This window comes from Aneurinibacillus tyrosinisolvens, from assembly GCF_001015055.1.
Lineage (GTDB): Bacteria > Bacillota > Bacilli > Aneurinibacillales > Aneurinibacillaceae > Aneurinibacillus_A > Aneurinibacillus_A tyrosinisolvens.
The window spans coordinates 54,222-77,754 of sequence record NZ_BBWZ01000005.1 but is presented as its reverse complement, the minus strand read 5'-3'; the positions used below and the strand labels follow the sequence as shown (position 1 = coordinate 77,754).

Here is a 23,533-nt window from a genome sequence, read left to right as displayed (position 1 = left end):
TTCTACCCCGAAGGTTGTGTTTTTTTTATAGTAAAAAAAGAACCCGCTCTTACGAATGGGTTCTTTGCGCAATCCGAATTTGATTTTTCCCCTCATGCTTAGCCCGGTACATCGCATCATCAGCTCTCATGAGCAGCTCCTCGCGATCGGCCGAATGATCAGGGTACTGTGCGACTCCAATGCTGGCAGTTACAGAGAAAGAGAATGGAAGCATGCTAAGACTGTCCTGAATCCGATTTGCAATAAGAATCCCATTCTCCAATTCTGTGTTCGGAAGCAGCAATATGAGTTCCTCCCCGCCGTACCGTGCTACAATATCATTCTTTCTTACCTGCTCCTGGATTGTTTTGGCTGTCTCAATGAGCACATTATCCCCGGCAACGTGTCCATATGTATCATTAATCCTTTTAAAATCATCAATATCCATCATAATCAGGCATAGAGGTGTACGGTAGCGTACAGCCAGCGCGTATTCCTCCGCATACCGCTCCGTAAAATACTGGCGGGTGTGTAAGCGGGTAAGCCCATCGGTAATTGCGAGCATCCTGATATGCTCATACTGGCGGGCATTTGTAATCACCATTCCAAGCTGGCGTGCAATGACCATCAGAAAGCCAAGCTGCACCTCCGAAAACGTACGGTAATCTTTATTATCTAAATAGATAACGCCAAGCGGCTCATCCTTATAAATAATTGGGATCGTTGCATTGCTGTACAGCTCCAGCTTCTCCGCAACCTGCGAGCAGCGCTTGTCCTTCTTTCCATCCTGTACAACGACCGGATTTCCTGTAAAAAACGCTTCGACATGGCGGAAGTCCCGTCCTGTGCCGGAGAAAAGAAACAGGGAGTCTGCCCATTCCTCAGGGTAAGGGGAAGTCGAACAAGCAATTTCCACCTTGTTCTTCTCCCTGTCAACCTGGCCAATCATGACGCGTGCATCATCAAAAGCGGCCGAAATCTGCCAGCAGGCATCCTTGATTAGCATGGTTCTATCCGTTTCCACATCCGCAGCGTTTAGCATGATATCGTACAGCAATTTTAGCTTTCTTTCTTTATATCGCGAATCCTGTTCCCGCTGCCAGTTTTTCACCGCAATGCCGATTCTTTTCGCTACCTGCTCCAGGAACTCTGTCACACAGGCAGGGGGATAGCATTCATCTTCACGGAATACATACAAAATACCAAGTTCTTTCGCTTTATAGGAAATAGGCAAAATAAAGAGGGTTTGATATTCCAGTAATGGCAGGAGTGTAACTTCGACTTCTTGCCGCTTTGGATAGCAGATTCTTCCTGTACCTTTCTTAAGAACTTCTCTCTCAACCGCTTGTTCTGGAAGCAGATAACAATACCTGCTTTCCCGCCGGTCTGTATCTACCCACACTTGAAAATTCTGTTCCTCTTCTATTAAGGAAATACATGTACCTGCGCCCGTCTCGTTTCGAATTGTCTGAACAATGAAGTTGAATGCATCGATAAGATCTGTAGCTTCCGCAATATCATTGTTCAATTCGTTTAGTACACGCAGCAAATGTACATGGCGTTCCGCCATCTCGCACTGAGTCCCGCTGTTCAATCTAACCACTCCACCTGATACTTTCTTCTCCCTAATTGTGCATTGCTTTACAATTATCCTATATTGCCTGCCATGTTACAATCGCTGTTCTACTTCTTTACATTGAGTGGAACATCAACCAGGGACTCTTCTTCCAGCATCCTGTACTTAACGCCTTCAACATCCTCAAACTGGCCGGAATTCCTGGCTGCATACCACACAAGCAGCGAAGATCCGCTAAAACAAACCGTAACAATAAGCAACATCCAAGTGCCAATTGAAAAACCCATTAACATTGATTCACCATTCCTTTTTTTAAAAAGCGACCGTTATGAAAAACAGCAGCTTCTTACGAAGATTGTTATCATGATAGTAATAAGTTTATCAATATTTACAGTTTGAGTGCAGTAATAAATTGACAGAGGCTGTGAATTATGTGTGACAGGTTTACTGCTACCGTAAAATACCCGTGATAAACGGATTATGGGCTTTCTCAAAGCCGATCGTCGTTCCCTGTCCATGGCCCGGATAGACTTTCGTTTCATCCGGCAGTTCCATTAGCTTATCCTGAATGCTTGCAATCAGCTGTTCATAATTGCCCCCCGGCAAATCCGTACGTCCAATGGAATGCGCAAATAGTGTGTCCCCGCTAAATACATGTCCGTCAAATAAGAAAGACAGACCGCCGGGAGTATGGCCCGGTGTTTCCAGCACATCAATTTTCATTCCGGCAATTTCAAGCACATCTCCTTGCTTTGCTTCATATTCTGCAGGGGAAGCGCTCATTGCACCACCGACCATAGGCCAACGGGAGGATCCGTTTAAGTCAGGGTTACCTAACCATTCCTGCTCACTGGCATTGATGTATACCGGGGCTCCCGTCTTTTTGCGGATTTGTTCTAACCCTCCCATGTGATCAAAATGGGCGTGCGTCATCAGGATGGCCCGCACGGTATACTCTGCGGCTTTATCAAGCAGCTCCCCCGGATTCATTCCAGCATCAACGATAACGGCTTCCCTCGTCTCTTCATTTGTTATAACGTAGCAGTTTGTCTGCAAAGGCCCTAATGGAAAAGTAAAAATGCGCAAGAAAACCCCTCCTATTTCCTGTTTTTTTCAGTGTACCATGAACAGGGAAAAAATGAAAAACCCTGCCACGCTTATCATGAAGCGGACAGGGTATAACTTGTGTCTTACAGGAGGTCGGCTGCAAGCTGGGCAAGCGAGGAACGTTCTCCTTTTTGCAGCGCGATATGGCCTGACATCTTTTCGTTTTTAAATATTTCAACTACATAAGTGAGCCCATTGTTCACTTCGTCCAAATACGGATGGTCAATTTGCTGTGGGTCACCCATAAGGATGATTTTGCTATTCTCTCCTACCCTTGTTAAAATCGTTTTCGCTTCATGTTTGGTTAAATTTTGCGCCTCGTCTATAATAATGAATTGCTCGGGGATGCTCCGCCCGCGGATGTAGGTGAGCGCCTCTACCTGGATGCTGCCGAGCCCGGCTAAGATTTTATCGAGGTCCCCAGATTGCTTTGTATTGAAAAGATACTCTAAGTTATCATAAATTGGCTGCATCCACGGTTTAAGCTTCTCTTCCTTCTCCCCGGGCAAATACCCGATATCCTTTCCAAGAGGGACAATAGGCCTTGCTACGAGCAGTTTTTTGTACTCGTGATCATCTTCCGTCATCATGAGCCCCGCCGCGAGGGAAAGGAGCGTTTTTCCTGTTCCCGCTTTTCCCGTTAGCGTAACAAGGGGAATGTCTTTATTCAACAGAAGTTCCATTGCCATCTTTTGCTGGGCATTTCGCGCCTTCACGCCCCATACGATTTCGTCGCCAAACAACAGAGGCAGAAGGAGCCTTCCATCACCGCTTACCCGTCCCATTGCCGAGGAGGAGCCGCCTAATTCATCTTTCATAATAACAAACTCGTTTGGATGCAAGGAGACAGTAGGGAGAAACCGCTTTAATTCAAACGGGCCTTGCCCGTAGAAATGCTGGATGGTTTCAATTGGAGCCTTTACTGTTGTATATCCTTTGTATAAATTGGAGTACTCGTGAACAACGCGATCCGATAAGAAATCCTCGGCCGGCAAGCCAATGGCGTCTGCTTTGACCCGGAGAAGAGCGTCTTTGCTAACCAATATGACATCCCTGGGATTTTCCTTCTGTTGTTCTTCATGATGCAAATTCAGCGCCACCGCAAGAATACGGTTGTCATTCGTCATATCAAGGAATAACTCCTGCATTCTGGAAAAGGAGCGGTGATTTAATTCTACTCTGATATCGCCTCCGTTTTCCATTGTGACTCCTTTATGGAGTTGTCCTTTCAAGCGCAACTCATCCAGCAGTTTGGCAACGTATCTGGCATTTCTTCCTATTTCGTCCATTAATCTTTTTTTGGAATCAACCTCCTCTAGAACAATGGCGGGCAATATTACATCATTATCCTGAAATGAGAAGATTGCCATTGGATCCTGCAAAAGTACATTCGTATCTAAGACGTAGATTTTCTTCAATGTCTCGCCTCCCGGGCATGTATATGAATGCTTACTTTACTTTATGGTTCACGAGGGTTTGTTGTTATTGTATGTGATAAAAATAATTCTAGAAGGTAAAAACGGTGTATATATCATGAGTGTTGCGGAACACTACGTGTAACTTATCCCCTATTTAGAAAGGATGTTTTACCGTGAAATGGTTACTCTTTCTATTTCTTAGCATCGCCCTGACCGCATGCAATCAGAATCGATCCCAGCCTGCTCCGCAGGATGGAAAGACACAGGCGCAGCAGGGTCAGAAGGGTCAGCAGACCCAAAGGGTTCCGCAAACCCAGCCAACACCGCCAAAGCCACAGAATCCGGCAACAACAGCAGACCGCCTTTCCACCATTGCAGTAAAAGTGCCGGGTGTTAATGGTGCAACCGCGGTAGTGTTCGGCAAGGTCGCCATTGTCGGAATCGATGTGGGCGCCCGGCTAGATCGTTCACGTGTTGGAACCATTAAATATGCGGTAGCAAACGCACTTACAAAAGACCAGCAAGGAGCACGTGCCCTCGTGACGGCTGATGTGGACATTGTGCAGCGCCTGCGCGAAATGAACGCTGATATTCGGCAGGGACGGCCTGTGGCCGGCTTTGCTGAGGAACTCGCCGACATTGTAGGACGCATTATCCCGCAGACACCTAAACCACCGGTGAGCCCGGAGAGAACACATCCAGGCACCAAATAAAACCGGAGAACAGCAAAAAATGCCCGGTCGTCTGACTAGGCATTCTTAAGCGCTTCCATGACTTGATTATCCAGTTTGGCTGCAGCACGGGCATCATACGTCTTCTCATACTGAGGTTCAATAGACAGACGCGAGCCATAAAACATAACGTCCCGCACTTCTTCGATCAAGACTTCGAGCAGGGACAACTTTAGCGGAACCCCTTCCATTCGCGGGGCTTTTACACTCCCCATTCCAGCGATTGAGTATACCGAGCCTGCGGCGAATACATTTAACACAACACGGCTGTTGTGTATCACATTCTCGACAATGGAAGATCGGCTGTCAACTGCAAGAACGAGAGTGGAAGGGTTCTTTGCATAAACCCACGAAATCGCACTTATGTACGGAGCGCCGGATTGCTTGTTGATGGTTGAAAGCATGGCAAATCGCTCTTTCTGTAATAAAGGCAGTAACTCCTGGCTAAGGGATTGCGCTACAATTTCCGGCATAAGCAAACCTCCCCATTCTAAGGATACCTTTATTTTACATCAAACGATCGAAGCTTCTCAACCGCAAAATTAACATTTAGGACGCTTGCACAATGAACAATATGCTATGTCTTTCTGGAGAAGAAAGTATGAACTACCGCTGAAATGTATCCGTACATTCGGTTTAACTCCACTCGATTTGTAGGCTGTATGCCCTTTTTATCTTTGTTATTTTTCTCACCGGGTCTCTCCTTCCCGGCGCCGCGATAGTTCATTCCTTTATTTTCTCTTGCATTATATACTTGCAAGCTTCATGCCAATTCTTAAAATAAAAAATTCAGGCATAAACAGGGCGATTTAGCACACCGACGATGCAATACCGATGCAATATCGATGCAAAACGCATCAAAATCGCATCAAGTTGCATCACTTTATTCCATTTGGCTGCTTTCGTATTTTTTTTAACCGGCGGACAACCGTTGATTGATGGATGCCCAGTATTTGGGCTACCTTCCTCGTACTCTTATATTGCCTGTAAAGCGCAGCCAGTTCTTCCTCTTCCTTCTTCTCCTGCCGCACCGGAACTTTTACCCGTTCGTTTTCATCCTCCAGATCCGCAGGAAAAGCAATGGATGGCATTCGAGCTTCAAGCATCATTGCTGGTAGATGCTTGATTTCAATAATCGGATCCACCGTCGTAACAATCAATCTTTCGATTATATTTTCCAGTTCGCGTACGTTTCCCGGCCACCGGTAGGCCTGCATGGCATCAAGCGCATTGTAGGATATCCGTTTGTCGAGGTGGTGCTTGCTATTAAACTTGGCAAGAAAATAATGAATTAACGGAAACAAATCTTCTGTCCGCTTGCGCAGCGGAGGAATTTCAACCGGCACGACATTAATCCGGTAATATAAATCCTCCCGAAACATCCCCATTTTTACCCTTTCCATTAAATTCGCGTTTGTCGCGGCAATCAACCGGAAATCAACTTTCCTCCCGCCTACATCTCCGATCCTTGTTACGTGCTTTTCCTGCAAAACGGTAAGCAGCTTTACCTGCAGGTCAAGGGGCAGCTCACCGATTTCATCAAGAAAAAGAGTCCCGCCATCCGATAATTCAATAAATCCTGGTTTTCCTTTCTGATGGGCACCGGTGAACGCTCCTGGTGCGTATCCGAACAATTCAGACTCCAGAAGACTTCCCGGAATGGCCCCACAGTTTATCGATATGAACGGCCCTTTGCTCCTGAGGCTTCGCTGGTGGATTAATTTAGCCAGCACGCCTTTCCCAACTCCTGACTCTCCGAGAAGAAGGATGGAGGTGTCAACCTGTGCGATACGCATACACATCTGGACAATGTTGCGCATCTCTTCACTTTCTGCAATCATCCCTTCAATTTCCATCTGCTGGGCTCTCAATACTTCCAATTCCGAATGATATCTCTCGGACAGTCTTTTCGCCTCATCCAACTCCGCTTTAACACGGTTCAACTGGCTTAAATCCCGGCAATTCATCACGACCTGAAGAATATCTCCTGTTTCATCATCCACAATCGGCGTCCCTGTTGACAAGAGCACTCCGCCGTCTGAAACTTGCTGAATGACCGTTATCCTTTTTTTGCTTTTAATCACCATTTTACTAACCGCCTGAGAGATAACGCCTCTTCTCTCCAGCTCCTCCTCCTGCATTCCAATCGCTTCACTCGCAGGAATGCCTGTCACTCTGCTGAAGGCCTGATTGAAGTGGCGAATAACGCCGTTGTGGTCCGTCACCACAATTCCATCGTGTGAAGATTCAATAATCGTATCAAGTTCACGATTTAATTTCTGGACGGCCGTTAGCTCCTCAGAAACGCCTTCCAGCTCGGTAATATCCTGCATTACACTTGCCATTCCGATTTTCTTTCCCTCGTCCGTCACAATCGGGGTGTGGTTAATGAGCAGCTTTCGTCCGGCATAGTCGAGGCGGACCATGTGTTTTTTTTCGGTGGAGAGAAGAAGGGTAAGAAGAGGGCCTTCGGAAACGAGTTCTGTCAGCGGCTTCCATGCCATTTCTTTCTGCTCAATTCGCAGGAGCCGCTCTGCGGCCTGATTAATGGAAAGGACTTCTCCCTGAAGGTTGACGGCAACAATCCCGTGATACGTTGATTGTAGAATGGCGTCCAGCTGGGAAATCGTTTTTCGTGTCTGGTGTTCAAAAGCGCGCAAAATGTCAGTCCGCGTTAAAATGCCCACCAGCTTCCCATTCCGGTCCGTAACAGGCAGGCGGCCGGCCTCAAGCTCCTCATCCCATCCTTCATAAATTTGCTGATCGTTGTACAGCGTAACAAGGCGGGTTTGCATTAACTGCTCGACGGGCGTCTCCTCTGGAAGGTGGTGCTTCATCGCCCGGAAGATATGTGATTTAGTAAGCAGCCCAATGAGTTTGTGTTCCGTATCTACGACAGGGAGCCCGTCAATCCGGTTCTCAACGAGCAGGGAAGCAGCTCTGCTAATCGTTTCCTCTTTATATAACACAATGGGATTCGCCGTCATATAATCGCGTACCCACATACCATCCACCTCCCGTATTCTCTTTTCATTTTATACTAAAAAGGATGGCATTGTTCGCCATCCTTTCTAAAACTTCTTATTCTTCTTATTTTCCATAACGCGGCTCGGTTTCAATTGAAGAAAGCAAATGTTCAATCGACTCGCGATCATAAAAACGAGTCTTTGATTTCCCGTCTGCTGTATACTTCACGTGATACATTGTGTCGTCAACTGTATACTCCAGGTTTTCCAGCTTATGCTCTTCTTGCAATATCGAATAAAAAAAGTCACTTGTTTTTTGTGCGGCCGTATCATCCGGCCGCGCATCTGCGACCACTTTTATTTGCAAGTAATCAAATAAAGCGTTTTCAATTTTCATTCGTCTCCTCCTCCTCTTCGTTTTATTCTTTAATAAGAATGACGTGGAAGCCGGATTGCAGCCAGGCTGCTATAAACTGAAGCACTTCCGCTGTCGGCGGGCTTTCCAGATCATCTGCTTTTTGCAAAAGCGACAGCGCCTCCAGGGGGGATAGAAGTGAATCAAGGAACTGTTCCCCGCAATGCGAGAGAAGCCAGGTCTGCCCGTCAAAAGTAATATCCCCTTGTTCAGCAAGGGTAAAGTCAGCCGCCGTCCCGCAGAATGGCCGCTCGCAGCCGGGCTCATCCGGTTCGTCGGGAAGAATTGCGGCCTTTACCAGAGGCAGCAGCCGGGGGTGAATCGCCCGCAGCCTTTCGCAAAGCGGGCGGAGAAACTGTTCAGAGTAAGGTTTCCTCTCTTCCTTGAGAACCCACCCATTTGAGGCGTGCACAATTGGCGTAATCCATAACATTGTCATGCTCACCCCTCATTTTCGCGCAGAGGCGGTGAATTTTTTCTTCTGTAGCGGGCGAGCAGAAGCACCACAACCGCAACGGAGAGGGCCGGAATCATCGGCAGTCCGAATGCATTTAGAATAGAGAGCGGAATCGTTCCAACAAACAGCACAGCATACACAATCGCCGCCTTCAGAATAGGTAAACGCCGGGCAAAGCCCAATTGATACGTAACAGCCATGAGCAAGAACAATACAATAAATTGCCAGGACATGTTTTTCTCCCCTAACTATACAATGCTTTCCTCTTTTTCATATTAAACTACTTTTACGAATGAGTACACAGCTTGATGCGGCTTATTTTATTTATCCCGCCAAAATAAAAAAAGAGAGATAAACCCTCTCTCTTTACGGCTGTTCAATGTATTCACGTTTTATTTCTGGAGTAACAATCTCTATTTCGCCTACGCCGCGGATTAATTTCTTCGCGTAGTATGATTTCGGTTGTAAAATAGAAACCATGTAGTCAATGGCAATTTGCGGATCCACTGTTTCACCGCAGGTGTAACAATCGAGTGCGGCAAAACCTTTCTCAGGATAGGTATGGATCGAGATATGGCTCTCCGACAGCATAACAAGCACGGTTGCTCCCTGCGGGTCGAATTGCTGTGCCTGAACAGAAAGAACAGTCGCACCGCATGCTTCCGCAGCTTCCACCATATGCTGTTTTAAAAACTCCGCGTTGTTTAAACGCTCGAACTCCACTCCCCATACGTCAATCGCTACATGTCTGCCGAAAGTTGAATATTCCATCTTCCGGTCCCCCTTCCTAGGATGAGTATTGTAAACATCGCTAGGACCTACGTCATTCACCACGGGGGCAAGTGAGTTATTGTATAATCCCACCCTTTAAGTGAATCCTGGTTCCTAATGTTATTTTCCCTAACGAAAAATAAAATAACATGTATTCAGGAAAGTTGCAATAGTTTTTTACGAATCGCTCCGCCCATTTTTTGCTGCAAGAACGAGTGCCTGTTTTTCTTCTTCTGACATTTGATATACGGACACGCCTTTATCGATCGGCTTGGCGTATACTCTTGATTCATCTCTTCCATAAATGCTTGTTAACACAACGCCGCTGTTGCTGTCATCAACAAGCGCCAGCGAGAAGCTGAGATCGCTGCCTTCGTTTTGAAAAGCCGCATATCTGACGAAACCCATGCGGCCCTTATGGTGCCGGAGCGCTGCCTGCATTTGTTCAACCAGATCATTGCTTTCCTGCTGTGAATGGCTGACCTCATCCATTCTGTCAAACAGCTTTTCCAGAATTTGTTCAAGATTTTCTCTCGACGTTCCCTGGGTAAGCCTTCGAAACTGCTTCTTCAATCGGCCGAACTTTACTGAAAGTACAATGTTCCATATGAATAGAACCAAAAATAAAAGCAGTAAAACGCCCGCCATCCCCGCTACGATCTCCTTTGTGAACCATCCATCCACTACTGTTCCATCCTTTCACCGCAAAAAATCCACAACACGTATATTTTATATCAGATTGCCTTCTTATGACCATAACAAATAAAAGAAACAAAAAGAACGGGACATGGAAGAAGTCCCGTTCTTTGTTTCAAAGAAATGCTATTCCATAGAGCCGATTAGCTTTAAAGCGGTTCGATAGAGCAGTTCTGTGCCAAGCGAAATATCCTCATATGTGGAAAACTCTTTCGGATTATGGCTAATGCCATCCTTGCACCGCACAAAAATCATACCATAGTCGCATGCGTATGACATGGCAAGCGCGTCGTGAAACGGACCGCTCATCAATTCTGGTGCGTCGATGCTCATCTCCCCGCATGCCTGGCGCATCATTTCTTTAATTGGCTCCGCACAGTACCTGGGCTCGCTATTCGTATCCTCCCGAATCGTGTACGCCAGCGTATGCTCCCTTGCAATGTCGTCAATGGCCCGGCGAAGCTCCTTCTCGTAGCGGTCACGCCGCTCAATATCGATGTCCCGCAAATCAACGGTAAACAGTACCCGCTCAGGGATAATGTTGCGCGAATCGGGGAACACCTGGAGATTCCCTACGGTTCCGACCGTCGGTGCTTCCGGGTCTCTTGAAGCCATTTCGTGGAGTTTCGTAATGGCTTTGGCTGCACCTACGAGCGCATCCCGGCGCATCGGCATCGGAACCGATCCTGCATGCCCGGCAAATCCAACCATTTCAACGGTGAGCCAGAGAGGACCGGAAATTCCGGTCACAATACCGATCGGGCGATCCAGCGATTCCAGCACCGGGCCCTGCTCGATGTGCAGTTCCAGATACGAACCGACCTTCCCTTCCGGATATTCAGATTCATCGAATTTGGAAGGATCACAGCCAAAATCAAGAAGGGCCTGCCTTCGTGTTACCCCGTCTTTGTCTGTCCGCTCCAGCTCGCCCGGTTCCAGTTTACCGAGAATGCCCCGGACACCGAACAGCCCTTTATTAAAGCGGCAGCCTTCTTCATCACAAAACGCGGCGACTTCGATAGGGACATCGGGGACGATTCCGTTCTCCGCCATCGTTTGCACGGCTTCAATGCCCCTAACACCCCAATGACGCCATCAAATCGTCCCCCATACGGCTGGGAATCAATGTGCGAACCAATCATAAGCACAGGCGCACCCGGGTTTTTCCCTTCCAGACGGCCGATGAGGTTGCCGAAGTCATCGATGCGCGCTGTCATTCCTGCTTCTTCCATCCACAGTTTCACGGTTTCTACGGCTATTTTGTCTTCTTTCGATAACGCTAAGCGGCATACGCCGGTTTCTTCGATTTTTCCGATTTTGGACAGTTCATTAATGCGCTTTTCCAACCGTTCGCTGCTTACGTTCAGATGAAGAATGGTCAAATTCCTTCCCCCGTTTCCTGTTTTATTTAGCCCAAGAACAGCAGCATTACAGGGTGCTGCTTTGGACGAGCAGTGTAGAGAGCGCCTCTTTTAACGCATTGACAATGAAGTCCAGTTCTTTATCCGTTGTAACGAACGGTGGAGAAAGCGTGAGCACATTTTCATACTGCGGCACTGTTTCGCTGTTTTTGCCCATCATGAGTCCGCGCTTTTTGCATTCTGTAAGCACCTGGGCTACTTTTTGCGGAGCAGCCGGCTGTTTCGTAATTTTATCCTCCACCATTTCAATGCCCGCCATAAAACCGAATGTGCGAATATCGCCCACATTTGGGTGATCAAGCAGGGCATCCAGCTTATTTCGCAGCTGTATCCCTAAATATTCAGCCCGCTCCACCAGTTTTTCCTCTTCGATAATCTCAAGGTTTTTCAATGCCACCGCACAGGATACCGGATTTCCGCCAAATGTGTTAACATGCCGGAAATGGTTGTCTTTGCCCGGTTCTTTGAAGCTCTCATAGAGCTCGGCCCGGACGGCTGTAGCGGACAGCGGGGAATACGCACTCGTAATTCCTTTCGCCATCGCAACGATATCCGGCTTTACGCCATAGTTTTGGTGGCCGAAATTTTTTCCGGAACGGCCGAATCCGCAGATGACTTCGTCAACGATAAGCAACACGCCGTACTTGTTGCAAATTTCCCGTACTTTGCTTAAATACTCTGGAGGCGGCACAATGACGCCGCCTCCGGTGATGACAGGCTCAAGGATAACCCCGGCTACCGTCTCCGCGCCTTCCCAGTTAATCACATCCTCATAAATTTGTGCGCAGTCAATATTGCACTCCCCGTATGTTTTTCCGAACGGACAGCGGTAGCAGTACGGGGGAGGCACATGCTGGAACCCGGTCCCCAGCGGCTCATACTTAATTTTTCTGTTTGCCTGGCCCGTTGCTGCCAGGGCTCCCATCGAATTGCCGTGGTACGCCCGATGGCGTGAGATGAATTTATGCCGCGTCGGCTCTCCATTCTGGTTGTGGTACTGCCGGGCGATTTTGAAGGCTACTTCGTTCGCATCCGAACCGGAGTTGGAGAAGAAAATCCGGTAGTCACCCTGCAGCCATTCACTCACTTTGTCTGCCAGCCGAATCGCCGGCACGTGGCTCTGGTTGAGCGGGAAGTATGCGAGTGTTTTCATTTGTTCGGCGGCCGCCTCCGCGATTTCTTCCCTTCCGTGCCCGACGTTCACACACCATAGGCCCGACATACCATCCAGGAAACGGTTGCCGTCAATGTCGGTAACCCAGCTTCCTTCTCCTGATACAGCAATCACCGGATTCGGGTTATGAGGAGAAATATGGTGCCACAGTTTCTCCTGATCTTTTTTCAATAGTTCTTCTTTGTTCCACTGTTCGCCCCGGGGCGCGGAATTTATTTCTTTTGTCATGCCGCTTCTTCCCTTCTCCATTATGAAATTCTTAAGTAAGGCCGTTTCTATTTGCGGTGCACTCATATTCACTGCACCTCCTTATTTCATTGCTATACACCAATATTAAACAAAATTCAGAACATTTTCATTATGCATTTTGTCTGATAATATGAATGGTAACTATACATTATGTATAAGGGGCGAAGCGTATGATTAGCATAAAGGAAATATTGAACCGGCCGCTGTTCCGCTGCGCAGAGCTTCTGGCAGGCAAAAATGGAATCGGCCGCACCGTCGGGTGGGTTCATATTGTTGATATTAAAAACGCCGGCCTTTATATTAACCGGGATGATTTGATTTTATCGACCGGGCTCGGCCTTATCGGTACGAGTGAAGCAGAACGGAAAGAATACTTAAAGGAGCTCGTCCAGAACGGAGTTGCCGGCCTGTGCATAGAGCTTGGCGATTATTTTGAGCAGCTTCCAGCAGACATGGTCACCATGGCAGACGAACATGATTTCCCGCTCATTGTTTTTACGAAGCGTGTGCGGTTTGTAGAGATTACCCAGGATATTCATTCGCTTCTCGTAAACAACCAGCTGGAAGTACTCAGAAACCTGACTGCCTTCTCGCAAGAGCTTCAGCGTCTCACTGTCCAATCAACAGGAATTTCCCCCATCCTTGCTGCCCTGCACCGCTACACCTCGCATCAGGTCATCTTCTACTATCCTTCCGGGGTAAGTTTATTCGCACCGGCTGTCGAGCCATCCGCGGGAAAGCACGTAACGGGACTGTACCAGGATGCTCTGGCAGGACAGCACCATGCTTCACCGCTCGGTGCTGTCCTGCAATTGGATGCCCAGCGTTTTCTTCTTTCACAGCCCGTTACTTCAATGGGGCAAACCGCTGCCTATCTCGGTCTCTTAATGAACGGGGAAAAGGTATCCGAATCATTGTTAATGGCTCTTGATTACGCAGTAAAATCGATTACGAGTTTTTTATTGCGCCGCCTATTCCTGGAAGAAAAAAAGATGGAAAGCCAGAATCTATTTATCCAGGAAATTATAAACGGCACGGTGACGGATGAAGAACAGGCTCTTGAGCAGCTCGGCTTCCCCCCTCTTCTCCTCATCTTTTTATTGCCGGAATCGTATACATAGAGCAATCCTTCCTCCGCTATGAAGGAGAAAGCATTGAATCGATTTATCAGGATATTGTACTGCTCTCTCGCTCCCTGCTTGGAAAACAGAGGCTTCATGCCCTGCTTATGCTGAGAGGGAAAAAGGTGTATGTGCTTTGTATTACGAAAAAAAAGGGCTCGCTTAAGACAATAAAGAACCAGCTGGAAGCTTTTATTATTCAATTCCAGCAAGCCTTGGTGCATATGTTTGAAGAACAGGTAAAAACCGTTATCGGCTTCGGCCAGGCTAAGGAAATGCTTATCCTTGCCAAAGAAAGTTTTGAAGAAGCCGAAGAAACAGTGAAGGTGAACCAAAGCCTTCCTCATTCTTCCCGCTTTTTTTATGAAGATTTAGGACTTTACCAGCTCCCATTAAAAATCAAAAACACGGCGTTTATCCCCTCTTTTATTACAGCCCATATCGGGCCTCTGCTCGACTATGACGAACAAAACAATTCCCAGCTCGTCGAAACGCTTCGCATCTACTTGAAGCATATGGGTTCTAAACAATTGGCGGCACAGGAGCTTTTCATTCACCGGCAAACACTATATCACCGCCTGGAGAAATGCAAAGAATTGCTGGGGGATAACTATGTAGAACCGGAAAAACGCCTCTGCATTGAAGCCGCTATCACCTTTTATACGTTTTCCGGAAGAGAACCGGGATAGCATTTCCTTCTTCTCCGAATTTTCTAAATATTTTGTTGACTACTTATTCACAACTAATTATAATCAAACCTGAAACCTTGCTATATTTTCTAGGCAATAAAAACTATCAAGGTTTCATTTTGATAACTTTAAAAAATATAACAGGGGGTGTTTAAAAAAATCAACGGTGTTCTCCCTCATTTTCGTTCACTGTGCTGTTATTTGTATTACTTCGAAGGAGGAGAGATATGAAAACGCAGATCGAAACGAACGGAATTGTTACCCTGGTTCCTGAAGTATCAGCGGAGATGGAAGGCAGTCCGCTCTGGAATGAGGATTTACGCCCTACAACAACAGAAGAACACTCATGGAAAGGATTTAACTTTGCCGCGCTGTGGATCGGAATGTGTCTTTGTATTCCTACTTACACGATGGCGAGCGGTATGATTAGTCTGGGAATGAACTGGTATCAAGCCATCTTTACCATTTTCCTTGGTAACATTATCGTGTTAATTCCCATTCTCCTCAACTCGCACGCTGGAACTAAATTCGGCATTCCTTATCCTGTTTTTGCCCGCCTCTGGTTCGGATCCAAGGGGGCCCATATTCCCGCCATGGCCAGGGCGATTGTCGCCGCAGGATGGTTTGGGATCAATGCGTGGATTGGAGCCGGTGCGATCGATACGCTTTTATCCGCTTCTTTTTCCTTCTGGCAGGCGCTGCCCGGTCATACAGCCATCGTGTTCGCTCTGTTTTGGCTGTTGAATGTCGGCATTGCATACAGAGGTCCTGAAGCCATCAAGGTCCTTAGCGCCATCGCCGCTCCGGTTCTTGCCATTTCAGCGATTATTCTGCTTATCTGGGCGTTTACTACCGCCGGCGGCTTAGGGCCGATGCTGTCCGCTCCTTCAAAGTTTACTTCCACAGGCGAATTTTTAAAGTACTTCTTCCCTGCCTTGACCGGCGTCATCGCCTTCTGGGCGACCATGGCGCTGAATATTCCGGATTTCTGCCGCTATGCAAAAAACCAAAAAGCGCAGGTGGTTGCGCAGAGTTTTTCGCTTCCGCTCACCATGGGAGTATTTTCTTTTATCGGCATCGCTGTTACGTCTGCCACTCTCGTAATTTTTGGCGAGGCACTCTGGGATCCCGTTCTCCTGCTCGCAAAATTCCCGCCCTTTGTTATCTTTTTAGGCACGCTGGTCATCGTTATCTCTTCCATTACGATTAACGTCGGAGCCAATGTGGTTGCGCCTGCACGTGCCATCGAAAACCTGTACCCGCAGCGCATCACATTTGCCATGGGCGCCATCATTACCGGACTGTTTGCGATTTTAATGCAGCCCTGGTATATTATGTCTAACTTTGGCAACTATATTTTCGGCTGGCTGGGTACGTACGGGGCACTTCTGGGGCCGATTGACGGAATCGCGATCGCCGACTATTGGATCGTACGGCGCAGGCGGATGGCGTTGAAAGAATTGTACATGCCGGACGGGCGCTACAGCTATACATCAGGCTTCAACATGAACGGTGTATACGCCCTCATCATCGGAGTGGCCATCCCTATGCTGGGTCTATTTATTCCGCCGCTCCGCTTTATGTGGGACAATGCCTGGACGTTCGGCCTGTTTATTTCCATCATCGCGTACGTTTATTTAATGCGTGGGGATAAAAGCATTTTAAGCAAAGAAGAATACGAAACGATTACCGAAACGAGAACAGATACAGGCACTTCCGGTGCGATCGTTGACACTGAAGTTGCCCAATAATAAAAGACTCCCTGGTTCGCTATTGTGCCAGGGAGTCTCTTATTATCTAGATAGCTGTGTGTCTGCCACCCGTACGGTATTGGTGCCTTAAATCGGAGAACGTATAGTTCTGCAAATCCTCTAGATTATAAACAAAATCCAGCTCCACCTGGCTAATCTGTTCGCCAGGATTGTAAGCAATATAATAGGTCAACTCATCGCTAATGTGATATACCACACCATCGTAGCCAAGCGTTATCAGATATTCCCGGATGATATTCCCGGCCCAGCGGCTTAATTCCATTCCTTCCTGCTCCAAAACCTCTTTCTCAATGGTTCCATTCGGATACTTCCATGCAAGGGCCAGGCTTCGCAACTCTTTCTCCCCGAAACAGCCATCGAGCCGCATCGGGTTTCGAAAATGAACGGTCTGCCGTATGACGCTTCCTTTGTCACTGTTTACTTCAGCGTGACAGTATGCGTATTCCGCAGCTATGGTGTAATTGCTTACAAGATAAACACCACACCCAAATACCGCTTTAATTTCAATCTTGTTCAAAAACTTTCTTTCTTCAGCACCGGCGTAGTGCTGCTTGCCTACTGCTTCCATCGCCTCTGACAGACAGATTCCCCTGTAAGCTACTACGTGCTCTTCCATTCTTTGTCCCCTTCCTTCTTCCTATCAGAATAAGAACACCTCACAATTATCCTACCTATCTGTGTTTTTCTCTATAAGCTATCATTTGGAAGGCGGTGCAATCTCTCAAAAATAAATCCCTATATTATTATTTTAGAAATTTTTAAAAAAATATACCATATATCTTTCTCAATCTCAATTATGTACGATAAAGCAGTCACGTATTTTTCACAAAAAAGAAAGAAGGAAGCGGAGAATGCTTCCTTCTTTCCTTGCTCTCTTCTATAGCTGGGATGCAAGGTTCGCGTACGTTTCAGGGCGCCGGTCACGGTAAAACTGCCATTGATCGCGCACTTCGTGGATGACATTCCGATCCATAATACCGATAATAACTTCATCTTTATCCCGGCTGCCCGTTGCTACGAATTCGCCGCGCGGGTTGACCAGGTAGCTCTGCCCGTAAAACTCGCCCATGTTCCAGGGTGCTTCAAAACCTACGCGGTTGATCGCCGCTACGTAGAAGCCATTAGCAACGGCGTGTGCCGGCTGTTCAAGCTTCCATAAATATTCTGATGTCCCTGCTACGGTTGCGGAAGGGTTAAAGACGATCTCGGCTCCATTTAATCCGAGCAGGCGCGCTCCTTCCGGGAAATGCCTGTCATAGCAAATGTAGACGCCTACCCTGGCGTATTTCGTATTAAACACCGGATAATCCTCATTCCCGGGCTTGAAATAGTACTTCTCCCAGAAACCTGTGCCACCTTCTCCGGCCGCTACGTGCGGAATGTGCTTTTTGCGGTATTTGCCGAGGTACGTACCGTCCGCGTCAATGACCGCTGCCGTATTATAGTAGACACCCTCCGCCGCTTTTTCATAAATAGGCAGCACGATGACCACGTCGTTTTTCTTCGCGACTTCCTGAAACAGCTTGGTTGTCGGCCCTTCAGGAATCGGTTCTGCTGCCTCATACCACTTTGTCGTCTGCTCCGCGCAAAAGTATGGCCCGTAGAAAATTTCCTGCAGACAGATGATTTTGGCTCCCTTGGCTACCGCCTCGTCCACAAGCGCCAAATGCTTTTCAATCGCTTTTTGTTTATGCACTTCAACGGGCTCATCACCGTGCACATCGTGGCTTGCCTGAATGAGGCCGATTACAACTTCTTTCGACATAATAACCCCTCCCATTAATACTGCTGGAACAGCTGTCTTTTTAAATAGTGCCCTCTTCCCTTTTGGCCGCGGAACTGCTTGTCTTGTACAATCACTTCTCCACGCGATAGAACAGTGACAGGCTCCCCGGTAACCTTCATCCCTTCAAACGGATTGTAGTCCACATTCATGTGATGGGTTGCTGCAGAGAGCGTGCGTTCGGCCTTCGGGTCAAATACAACAATATCCGCATCGCTTCCTACGGCAATCGTCCCCTTTTTCGGGAACAAGCCGAACAGTTTTGCGGCATTCGTAGATACCGCGTTCACAAACGTATTCAGCCCGATTTTCCCTTTATGAACCCCTTCTGAATACAGAATGGAGAAGCGGTCTTCAATAAGCGGGCCGCCGTTCGGAATTTTGGTAAAATCATCTTTCCCCAAATCTTTCTGCCCTTCAAAGTTGAAGGAACACTGATCTGAGCCGACGGTCTGGAGGCTTCCGTTCCGCAGGGCTGCCCACAGCTCTTCCTGATTACATTTCTCCCGGAGCGGAGGGGACCAGACGTATTTGGCACCTTCAAATTCAGGTTTTTCGAGAGCGGTCACGTCGAGTACAAGATACTGGGGGCACGTTTCCCCCCACACTTTAAACCCTAGTGCCCGTGCCTCTTTTATTTTGTTGGCCGCCGCCGCACAGGAGACATGTACGACATAAATCGGTGCGTCTGCTAGCGCAGCCATTGCAATTGCCCGGCCTGTCGCCTCTGCTTCCGCTTCCGGCGGACGGGTCACTGCATGGTAATACGGGGATGTGTTTCCTTCCTGCAGCGCTTTTTTAGTTAGAAAATCGATGACATCTCCGTTTTCTGCGTGCACCTGTACGAGCGCCCCTAGCTCTTTCGCCTTTGTCAGCGTTTGAAATAGCGTTCCGTCATCTACCTGGAACACATTTTTGTAAGCCATGAACAGCTTAAGGGATGTAATTCCTTCTTCCTGCACAACAGCCGGCAGTTCGTTCAGCACATTGTCATTCATTTCACTAATCATAAGGTGAAAGCTATAGTCAATAATCGCATTTCCCGCCGCTTTTTTATGCCACGTACTCACCGCTTCTTTCAGCGGTTTTCCTTTCTGTGTCAGGCAAAAATCAACAATGGTCGTCGTGCCGCCAAAAGCGGCCGCGCGCGTCCCGGTTTCAAAGTCGTCAGCGGTCGTCGTGCCGCCGAACGGCATATCAAGATGGGTATGGGGATCGACGCCGCCGGGGAAAACATAGCAGCCCTTCGCATCGATGATTTCCGCATCCGGGACATCGATATTTTCAGCGATCGATACGACCTTCTCTCCCTCAATGAGAATGTCCGCTTCATAAATATCCGAAGCAGTAACGACCGTTCCTCCCTTGATTACTTTGGCCATTTACGGTTCCTCCTTTTTTATTGATTATGAATTCATCATCGCCGTCCGCTCTCTCCATGTAAGCGGCGGCTGTTCGCTCGGCACCTCTACCATCGTGATGCAGTCTTCAATTGGGCAGACGATGGAACAGAGGTTACAGCCAACACAATCTTCTTCCCGTACGACCAGTTTTTCGTTTCCTTCTGCCGTTTGCACAATTTCGATGCACTGGTGGGATGTATCCTCACAGGCGATGTGACAGCGATTGCAGTTTATACAGGAATCCTCGTCAATTTGAGCGACAATCTTGTAATTCAAGTTAAGATTGCCCCAATCGGAATAACGCGGCACCGATTTTCCTACAATGTCCATAACGGAAGCGATGCCCCGTTCATCCAGATAGTTGTTCAGCCCTTCGGTCATATCTTCCACAATGCGGAATCCATACAGCATGGCGGCCGTACAAACTTGAATGCCGCTGGAGCCCATCAGCATAAACTCCACTACATCCCGCCAATTGGAAATGCCGCCAATTCCGGAAATCGGAAGGTCTACGAGCGGGTCGCGGGCGCATTCAGCCACCATATTGAGCGCGATCGGCTTAACTGCAGGGCCGCAGTAGCCTCCATGTGCGCCTTTCCCGTCAACATGCGGAATTGGGTTCCACGTATCAATGTCGACACCCATCAGGCTATTGATCGTATTAATCATGCTGATGGCATCGGCGCCCCCCTGCCTGGCTGCCCGGGCCGTGTAGCGAATGTCTGTAATATTCGGTGTCAGCTTGACGATAACGGGCGTCTGCGCTACTTCCTTCACCCATTCCGTTTGCTGCTGCACGAGCTCCGGCTGCTGTCCGACCGCAGCGCCCATTCCCCGCTCCGCCATTCCGTGCGGGCAGCCGAAGTTGAGCTCCAGTCCATCCACACCGATAGCTTCGACCGCTTTGACCAGTTCATGCCATCTTTCGCGGCTCGGTTCCATCATTAAGGAGGCGATCAAAGCGTGGTTGGGGAATTTTCGTTTTACCTCTCTCATCTCTTTCAGATTATCTTCCAGCGGCCGGTCCGTAATCAATTCAATATTGTTAAACCCAACCGTTTGCCCGTTGTATTTCAGACCGGCAAAACGGGAGGTTACATTGACAATCGGGTCGCCAAGCGTTTTCCAGACTGCACCGCCCCATCCCGCTTCAAATGCCCGTTCTACCTGGTAGCCCGTATTTGTCGGCGGTGCGGAAGCAAGCCAGAATGGATTGGGTGCTTGAATGCCTCCGAGCGTAATTCGTAAATCAGCCATAAGAGAACCCTCCTTGGTTTTATGCCATCGCTTCTTTTTGGGCAGACATATATGCCTTATGAATACCATGCGCTGCTTTTTTGCCTTGCTGCGCCGCATCGACCACCATGGCCTCCGCATTCCCTAAACCAAAAATACAATCACCGGCCGCAAAAATCTTCGGGTGGGACGTCTGGTTTTGTTCGTTCACTTTGACAATTCCCCGGACATGCTCAAGGCCGAATGCTTCAATGAGCGGAATTAATTTATCCTGTCCGATCGCTTTAATGACACTGTCCACTTCTACCGTAAACTCGGAGCCTTCTACTTTTACCGGGCGCGGGCGTCCTGACGCATCCGGTTCGCCAAGTTCCATGCGCACGCACTCCAGTGCCTTCACTTTTCCGTTCTCGTCACCGATAATCCGGTTCGGCGCTGCAAGCCACCTGAATTCTACGCCTTCCTGTTTGGCGAATTCATATTCGAATTCGTATGCGGTCATTTCGCTTTCCGTACGGCGGTACATCATCGTCACACTGTCCGCCCCGAGGCGCCGCGAACAGGTCGCAGCATCAATGGCGGTATTGCCCGCGCCGATGACAACGACACGCTTCCCGACTGAGAGCGAGGCAAGCTGCTTTGTTTTTGTATCTTCCACAAGCTGAATCGCATCGTAAACGCCATCCAGCTCTTCTCCTTCAATCGCCAAATCAGGCACCCTGCCAAGGCCGACGGCGAGGACGACGTAATCATATCCGTCCACAATTTCGTCTACCTGAATGTCTTTTCCAATGGTCATATTTGTAAGGATCGTGACGCCAAGCTTTTCGACCTGCTCTACCTCCCACAGTGCAACCTCTTGCGGCAAGCGGAACGACACGATGCCGTATGTATTCAGTCCACCCGCTTGAGGTTTTGCCTCATAAACAGTGACATCGTAGCCGAACCTGGCTAATTCTCTTGCAGCCGATAATCCTGCCGGGCCGCCTCCTATGATCGCTGCGGTTTTTCCATTGCTCTGTCCTTTTTCAAACAGGGTTATATCCCTTTTCATCGCCCAGTCGGTAGCATAACGCTGGAGCCTTCCGATCATAATGGGAGAGGAAGCATGGTTGAGCACACAGGCCCCTTCACACAGTTCAGAAGTAGGGCACACCCTTGCACAGCTTGCGCCTACCGGGTTGGACTCCATAATAACGCGCGCTGAACCTTTCATATTTCCAGAAGCAATCTTTTTAATGAAAGAAGGGATATTAATGCCGGTCGGACAAGCTTTAATACAGGGAGCATCGTAGCAATAGAGACAACGATTCGATTCATCCATTGCATCTTTCTCCCGCAGGCCGGGAATAAACTCCTGGAAGTTTCGTTCAAGCTTTTCAATTGGAATAAAGACCGGCTGGTTCAAAATACTCTCCTCCTTTGATAAAGCTGTATTAATTATTAAATTTTCAGAACTTTATATTTATATTATAATACTTAAAATGCAATATCAACATTTTTAATTGCATATATAAATATTTATGATGAATATCAAGAGCTTATTGAGACTTAGGCAATCTTTGATAAAATAAAATAAGAGCGAGTTTATCTTCCAAAATGCTCGTACTTTTGAAAGGATACAAGAGAATGGATTTAGAAATACATATTGAGAACCTCAAACGGGAAATTCAGGAAAAACAGAAATTGCTGGCCGAGCTTGAGGAAAATTTAAAAAGCTGCAAAGAACAGAATGAACTCCGGAAACAATATATCGCTTCCAAAGAAATTATTGACTACGTACAGGAACGATCCGGGAAGCTCATTAACATGTCCACAATTAAGCGCTGGACAGACGAGGGATACCTTGGCGAAGTCATTGACGAACGCGCGCAGTTTTGGGCCCTAAAAACAAAACAGGGAAAAAAACGAAACTTATATAATAAATCGACCGTGTTTTCTTTTCTCTATACGAAAGGATACATCGCCCCGTATCACGATATATTGGATGAAGTGCAATATTGTGGAGACAACAGGCGGCTCCAGGCTACTGTAATCAGTGTTCGATTGGAAAAAGGGCGGTTTTTATATAAACTTCAGCTTCCGGATTATACGGTGCTGGAGGATGTGGACGAAATGCGATTGGAAGGTGTAGAGGGCGATGGTTAGCATTGAAATCAAAAACACAAATGAAAATATTCTGATTGCGCGGAAAATAAGAGATGAAAATAAGCACGCGGCGAATCCATTCAATTTGCGCTTCAGCGAGGATAACAGCAGCATTATAATAGAAGGGGAGAAGCTTGTTATTCCAGAAAAAAAACTTCTGATTGAGGAAATGCAAATACACGGTATCCTTCGGCCATACGGAAACGGTTTTGAAATTACAGACGGGGAAAAAGGAAAGACGGTAAATCTTCACTTAGATGCTGAACTGGTCAAAGAAATTAATACGATTCGCAGTTATGTAAAAAGCAAAACACAGCACGATGTTCTGCTTGAGCTGTTTAAAAAGGGACTTGAACAGTTTAAAAGAGAAAACGAGGTAGAGTAAGAGTAATTTCTCTTCCATACTTTACATCGACATATA

Annotated in this window: 23 protein-coding genes and 1 pseudogene; 6 read left to right on the top strand and 18 right to left on the bottom strand. The window is 47.6% G+C overall.

Annotated features, from left to right (window positions below; translation table 11 throughout):
* Nucleotides 1-49: 49 nt before the first annotated feature.
* The 4 genes from MBEAL2_RS28955 to MBEAL2_RS06560 all read right to left on the bottom strand — a co-directional run bounded on the left by MBEAL2_RS28955 (nucleotide 50) and on the right by MBEAL2_RS06560 (nucleotide 4,080).
* On the bottom strand, nucleotides 50-1,573 hold the full coding sequence (locus tag MBEAL2_RS28955; RefSeq protein WP_152667724.1) for a sensor domain-containing diguanylate cyclase: 1,524 nt from the start codon (nucleotides 1,571-1,573) through the stop codon (nucleotides 50-52).
* An 89-nt stretch (nucleotides 1,574-1,662) separates the two neighbouring features.
* Nucleotides 1,663-1,848 (bottom strand): cbb3-type cytochrome oxidase assembly protein, encoded by a 186-nt coding sequence (locus MBEAL2_RS06570; RefSeq protein ID WP_047151533.1) that lies wholly within the window; start codon nucleotides 1,846-1,848, stop codon nucleotides 1,663-1,665.
* 157 nt (nucleotides 1,849-2,005) lie between these two features.
* Nucleotides 2,006-2,641, bottom strand: a complete 636-nt coding sequence (locus MBEAL2_RS06565; protein WP_047151532.1) for an MBL fold metallo-hydrolase — start codon at nucleotides 2,639-2,641, stop codon at nucleotides 2,006-2,008.
* A gap of 104 nt (nucleotides 2,642-2,745) precedes the next feature.
* Nucleotides 2,746-4,080 carry a PhoH family protein gene (locus MBEAL2_RS06560; RefSeq protein ID WP_047151531.1) on the bottom strand — a complete coding sequence of 445 codons (1,335 nt, stop codon included), beginning with the start codon at nucleotides 4,078-4,080 and terminating at the stop codon, nucleotides 2,746-2,748.
* Nucleotides 4,081-4,253: 173 nt separating this feature from the next.
* On the opposite strand from MBEAL2_RS06560, the gene MBEAL2_RS06555 reads away from it, so the two are divergent.
* On the top strand, nucleotides 4,254-4,793 hold the full coding sequence (locus MBEAL2_RS06555; RefSeq protein ID WP_082129796.1) for a YhcN/YlaJ family sporulation lipoprotein: 540 nt from the start codon (nucleotides 4,254-4,256) through the stop codon (nucleotides 4,791-4,793).
* A gap of 35 nt (nucleotides 4,794-4,828) precedes the next feature.
* Here the strand turns inward: MBEAL2_RS06555 and MBEAL2_RS06550 are convergent, their stop codons facing one another.
* The 9 genes and pseudogenes from MBEAL2_RS06550 to MBEAL2_RS06510 form a co-directional block, all read right to left on the bottom strand.
* Nucleotides 4,829-5,284: a pyridoxamine 5'-phosphate oxidase family protein gene (locus MBEAL2_RS06550; protein WP_047151530.1), complete on the bottom strand. Its 456-nt coding sequence runs from the start codon at nucleotides 5,282-5,284 to the stop codon at nucleotides 4,829-4,831.
* A gap of 405 nt (nucleotides 5,285-5,689) precedes the next feature.
* Nucleotides 5,690-7,816, bottom strand: a complete 2,127-nt coding sequence (locus tag MBEAL2_RS06545) for a sigma-54-dependent Fis family transcriptional regulator (RefSeq protein WP_047151529.1) — start codon at nucleotides 7,814-7,816, stop codon at nucleotides 5,690-5,692.
* An 85-nt stretch (nucleotides 7,817-7,901) separates the two neighbouring features.
* Nucleotides 7,902-8,174 (bottom strand): hypothetical protein, encoded by a 273-nt coding sequence (locus tag MBEAL2_RS06540; RefSeq protein WP_047151528.1) that lies wholly within the window; start codon nucleotides 8,172-8,174, stop codon nucleotides 7,902-7,904.
* A gap of 22 nt (nucleotides 8,175-8,196) precedes the next feature.
* Nucleotides 8,197-8,631, bottom strand: a complete 435-nt coding sequence (locus MBEAL2_RS06535; protein WP_047151527.1) for a hypothetical protein — start codon at nucleotides 8,629-8,631, stop codon at nucleotides 8,197-8,199.
* Nucleotides 8,632-8,633: 2 nt separating this feature from the next.
* Entirely contained in the window at nucleotides 8,634-8,882 is a 249-nt protein-coding gene (locus MBEAL2_RS06530; protein WP_047151526.1) for a YlaH-like family protein, read from the bottom strand.
* Between the two features lie 133 nt (nucleotides 8,883-9,015).
* On the bottom strand, nucleotides 9,016-9,420 hold the full coding sequence (gene speD / locus MBEAL2_RS06525; RefSeq protein ID WP_047151525.1) for an adenosylmethionine decarboxylase: 405 nt from the start codon (nucleotides 9,418-9,420) through the stop codon (nucleotides 9,016-9,018).
* A gap of 177 nt (nucleotides 9,421-9,597) precedes the next feature.
* Entirely contained in the window at nucleotides 9,598-10,104 is a 507-nt protein-coding gene (locus MBEAL2_RS06520) for a DUF4446 family protein (protein ID WP_152667723.1), read from the bottom strand.
* A gap of 138 nt (nucleotides 10,105-10,242) precedes the next feature.
* Nucleotides 10,243-11,483, bottom strand: a pseudogene (locus tag MBEAL2_RS06515) (M20 family metallo-hydrolase).
* A gap of 61 nt (nucleotides 11,484-11,544) precedes the next feature.
* On the bottom strand, nucleotides 11,545-12,939 hold the full coding sequence (locus MBEAL2_RS06510; RefSeq protein WP_439644839.1) for an aspartate aminotransferase family protein: 1,395 nt from the start codon (nucleotides 12,937-12,939) through the stop codon (nucleotides 11,545-11,547).
* A 191-nt stretch (nucleotides 12,940-13,130) separates the two neighbouring features.
* On the opposite strand from MBEAL2_RS06510, the gene MBEAL2_RS06505 reads away from it, so the two are divergent.
* The 3 genes from MBEAL2_RS06505 (at nucleotide 13,131) to MBEAL2_RS06495 (ending at nucleotide 16,521) form a co-directional block, all read left to right on the top strand.
* Nucleotides 13,131-14,081, top strand: coding sequence for a PucR family transcriptional regulator ligand-binding domain-containing protein (locus tag MBEAL2_RS06505; protein WP_047151523.1), 951 nt, complete (start codon nucleotides 13,131-13,133; stop codon nucleotides 14,079-14,081).
* A gap of 125 nt (nucleotides 14,082-14,206) precedes the next feature.
* Nucleotides 14,207-14,770, top strand: coding sequence for a PucR family transcriptional regulator (locus MBEAL2_RS06500; protein ID WP_047151522.1), 564 nt, complete (start codon nucleotides 14,207-14,209; stop codon nucleotides 14,768-14,770).
* Nucleotides 14,771-14,997: 227 nt separating this feature from the next.
* Nucleotides 14,998-16,521: an NCS1 family nucleobase:cation symporter-1 gene (locus tag MBEAL2_RS06495; RefSeq protein WP_047151521.1), complete on the top strand. Its 1,524-nt coding sequence runs from the start codon at nucleotides 14,998-15,000 to the stop codon at nucleotides 16,519-16,521.
* Between the two features lie 46 nt (nucleotides 16,522-16,567).
* Here the strand turns inward: MBEAL2_RS06495 and MBEAL2_RS06490 are convergent, their stop codons facing one another.
* The 5 genes from MBEAL2_RS06490 to MBEAL2_RS06470 form a co-directional block, all read right to left on the bottom strand.
* Nucleotides 16,568-17,158: a hypothetical protein gene (locus tag MBEAL2_RS06490; protein WP_052947529.1), complete on the bottom strand. Its 591-nt coding sequence runs from the start codon at nucleotides 17,156-17,158 to the stop codon at nucleotides 16,568-16,570.
* A 261-nt stretch (nucleotides 17,159-17,419) separates the two neighbouring features.
* The gene (locus MBEAL2_RS06485; protein ID WP_047151520.1) at nucleotides 17,420-18,307 is read right to left on the bottom strand and encodes a nitrilase-related carbon-nitrogen hydrolase; all 888 of its coding nucleotides are present in this window, start codon (nucleotides 18,305-18,307) and stop codon (nucleotides 17,420-17,422) included.
* Between the two features lie 14 nt (nucleotides 18,308-18,321).
* Nucleotides 18,322-19,707 carry a dihydropyrimidinase gene (hydA, locus tag MBEAL2_RS06480; RefSeq protein ID WP_047151519.1) on the bottom strand — a complete coding sequence of 462 codons (1,386 nt, stop codon included), beginning with the start codon at nucleotides 19,705-19,707 and terminating at the stop codon, nucleotides 18,322-18,324.
* Between the two features lie 24 nt (nucleotides 19,708-19,731).
* Nucleotides 19,732-20,985, bottom strand: coding sequence for an NAD-dependent dihydropyrimidine dehydrogenase subunit PreA (preA, locus tag MBEAL2_RS06475; RefSeq protein ID WP_047151518.1), 1,254 nt, complete (start codon nucleotides 20,983-20,985; stop codon nucleotides 19,732-19,734).
* 19 nt (nucleotides 20,986-21,004) lie between these two features.
* Nucleotides 21,005-22,372 (bottom strand): NAD(P)-dependent oxidoreductase, encoded by a 1,368-nt coding sequence (locus tag MBEAL2_RS06470; RefSeq protein WP_082129794.1) that lies wholly within the window; start codon nucleotides 22,370-22,372, stop codon nucleotides 21,005-21,007.
* Nucleotides 22,373-22,593: 221 nt separating this feature from the next.
* Between MBEAL2_RS06470 and MBEAL2_RS06465 the strand changes: the two genes are divergently transcribed.
* Nucleotides 22,594-23,112: a hypothetical protein gene (locus MBEAL2_RS06465; protein ID WP_052947528.1), complete on the top strand. Its 519-nt coding sequence runs from the start codon at nucleotides 22,594-22,596 to the stop codon at nucleotides 23,110-23,112.
* Complete coding sequence (locus tag MBEAL2_RS06460) at nucleotides 23,105-23,497, top strand: hypothetical protein (protein ID WP_047151517.1); 393 nt, start codon at nucleotides 23,105-23,107, stop codon at nucleotides 23,495-23,497. Before MBEAL2_RS06465 ends, MBEAL2_RS06460 begins: the two co-directional genes overlap by 8 nt.
* Nucleotides 23,498-23,533: the final 36 nt, after the last annotated feature.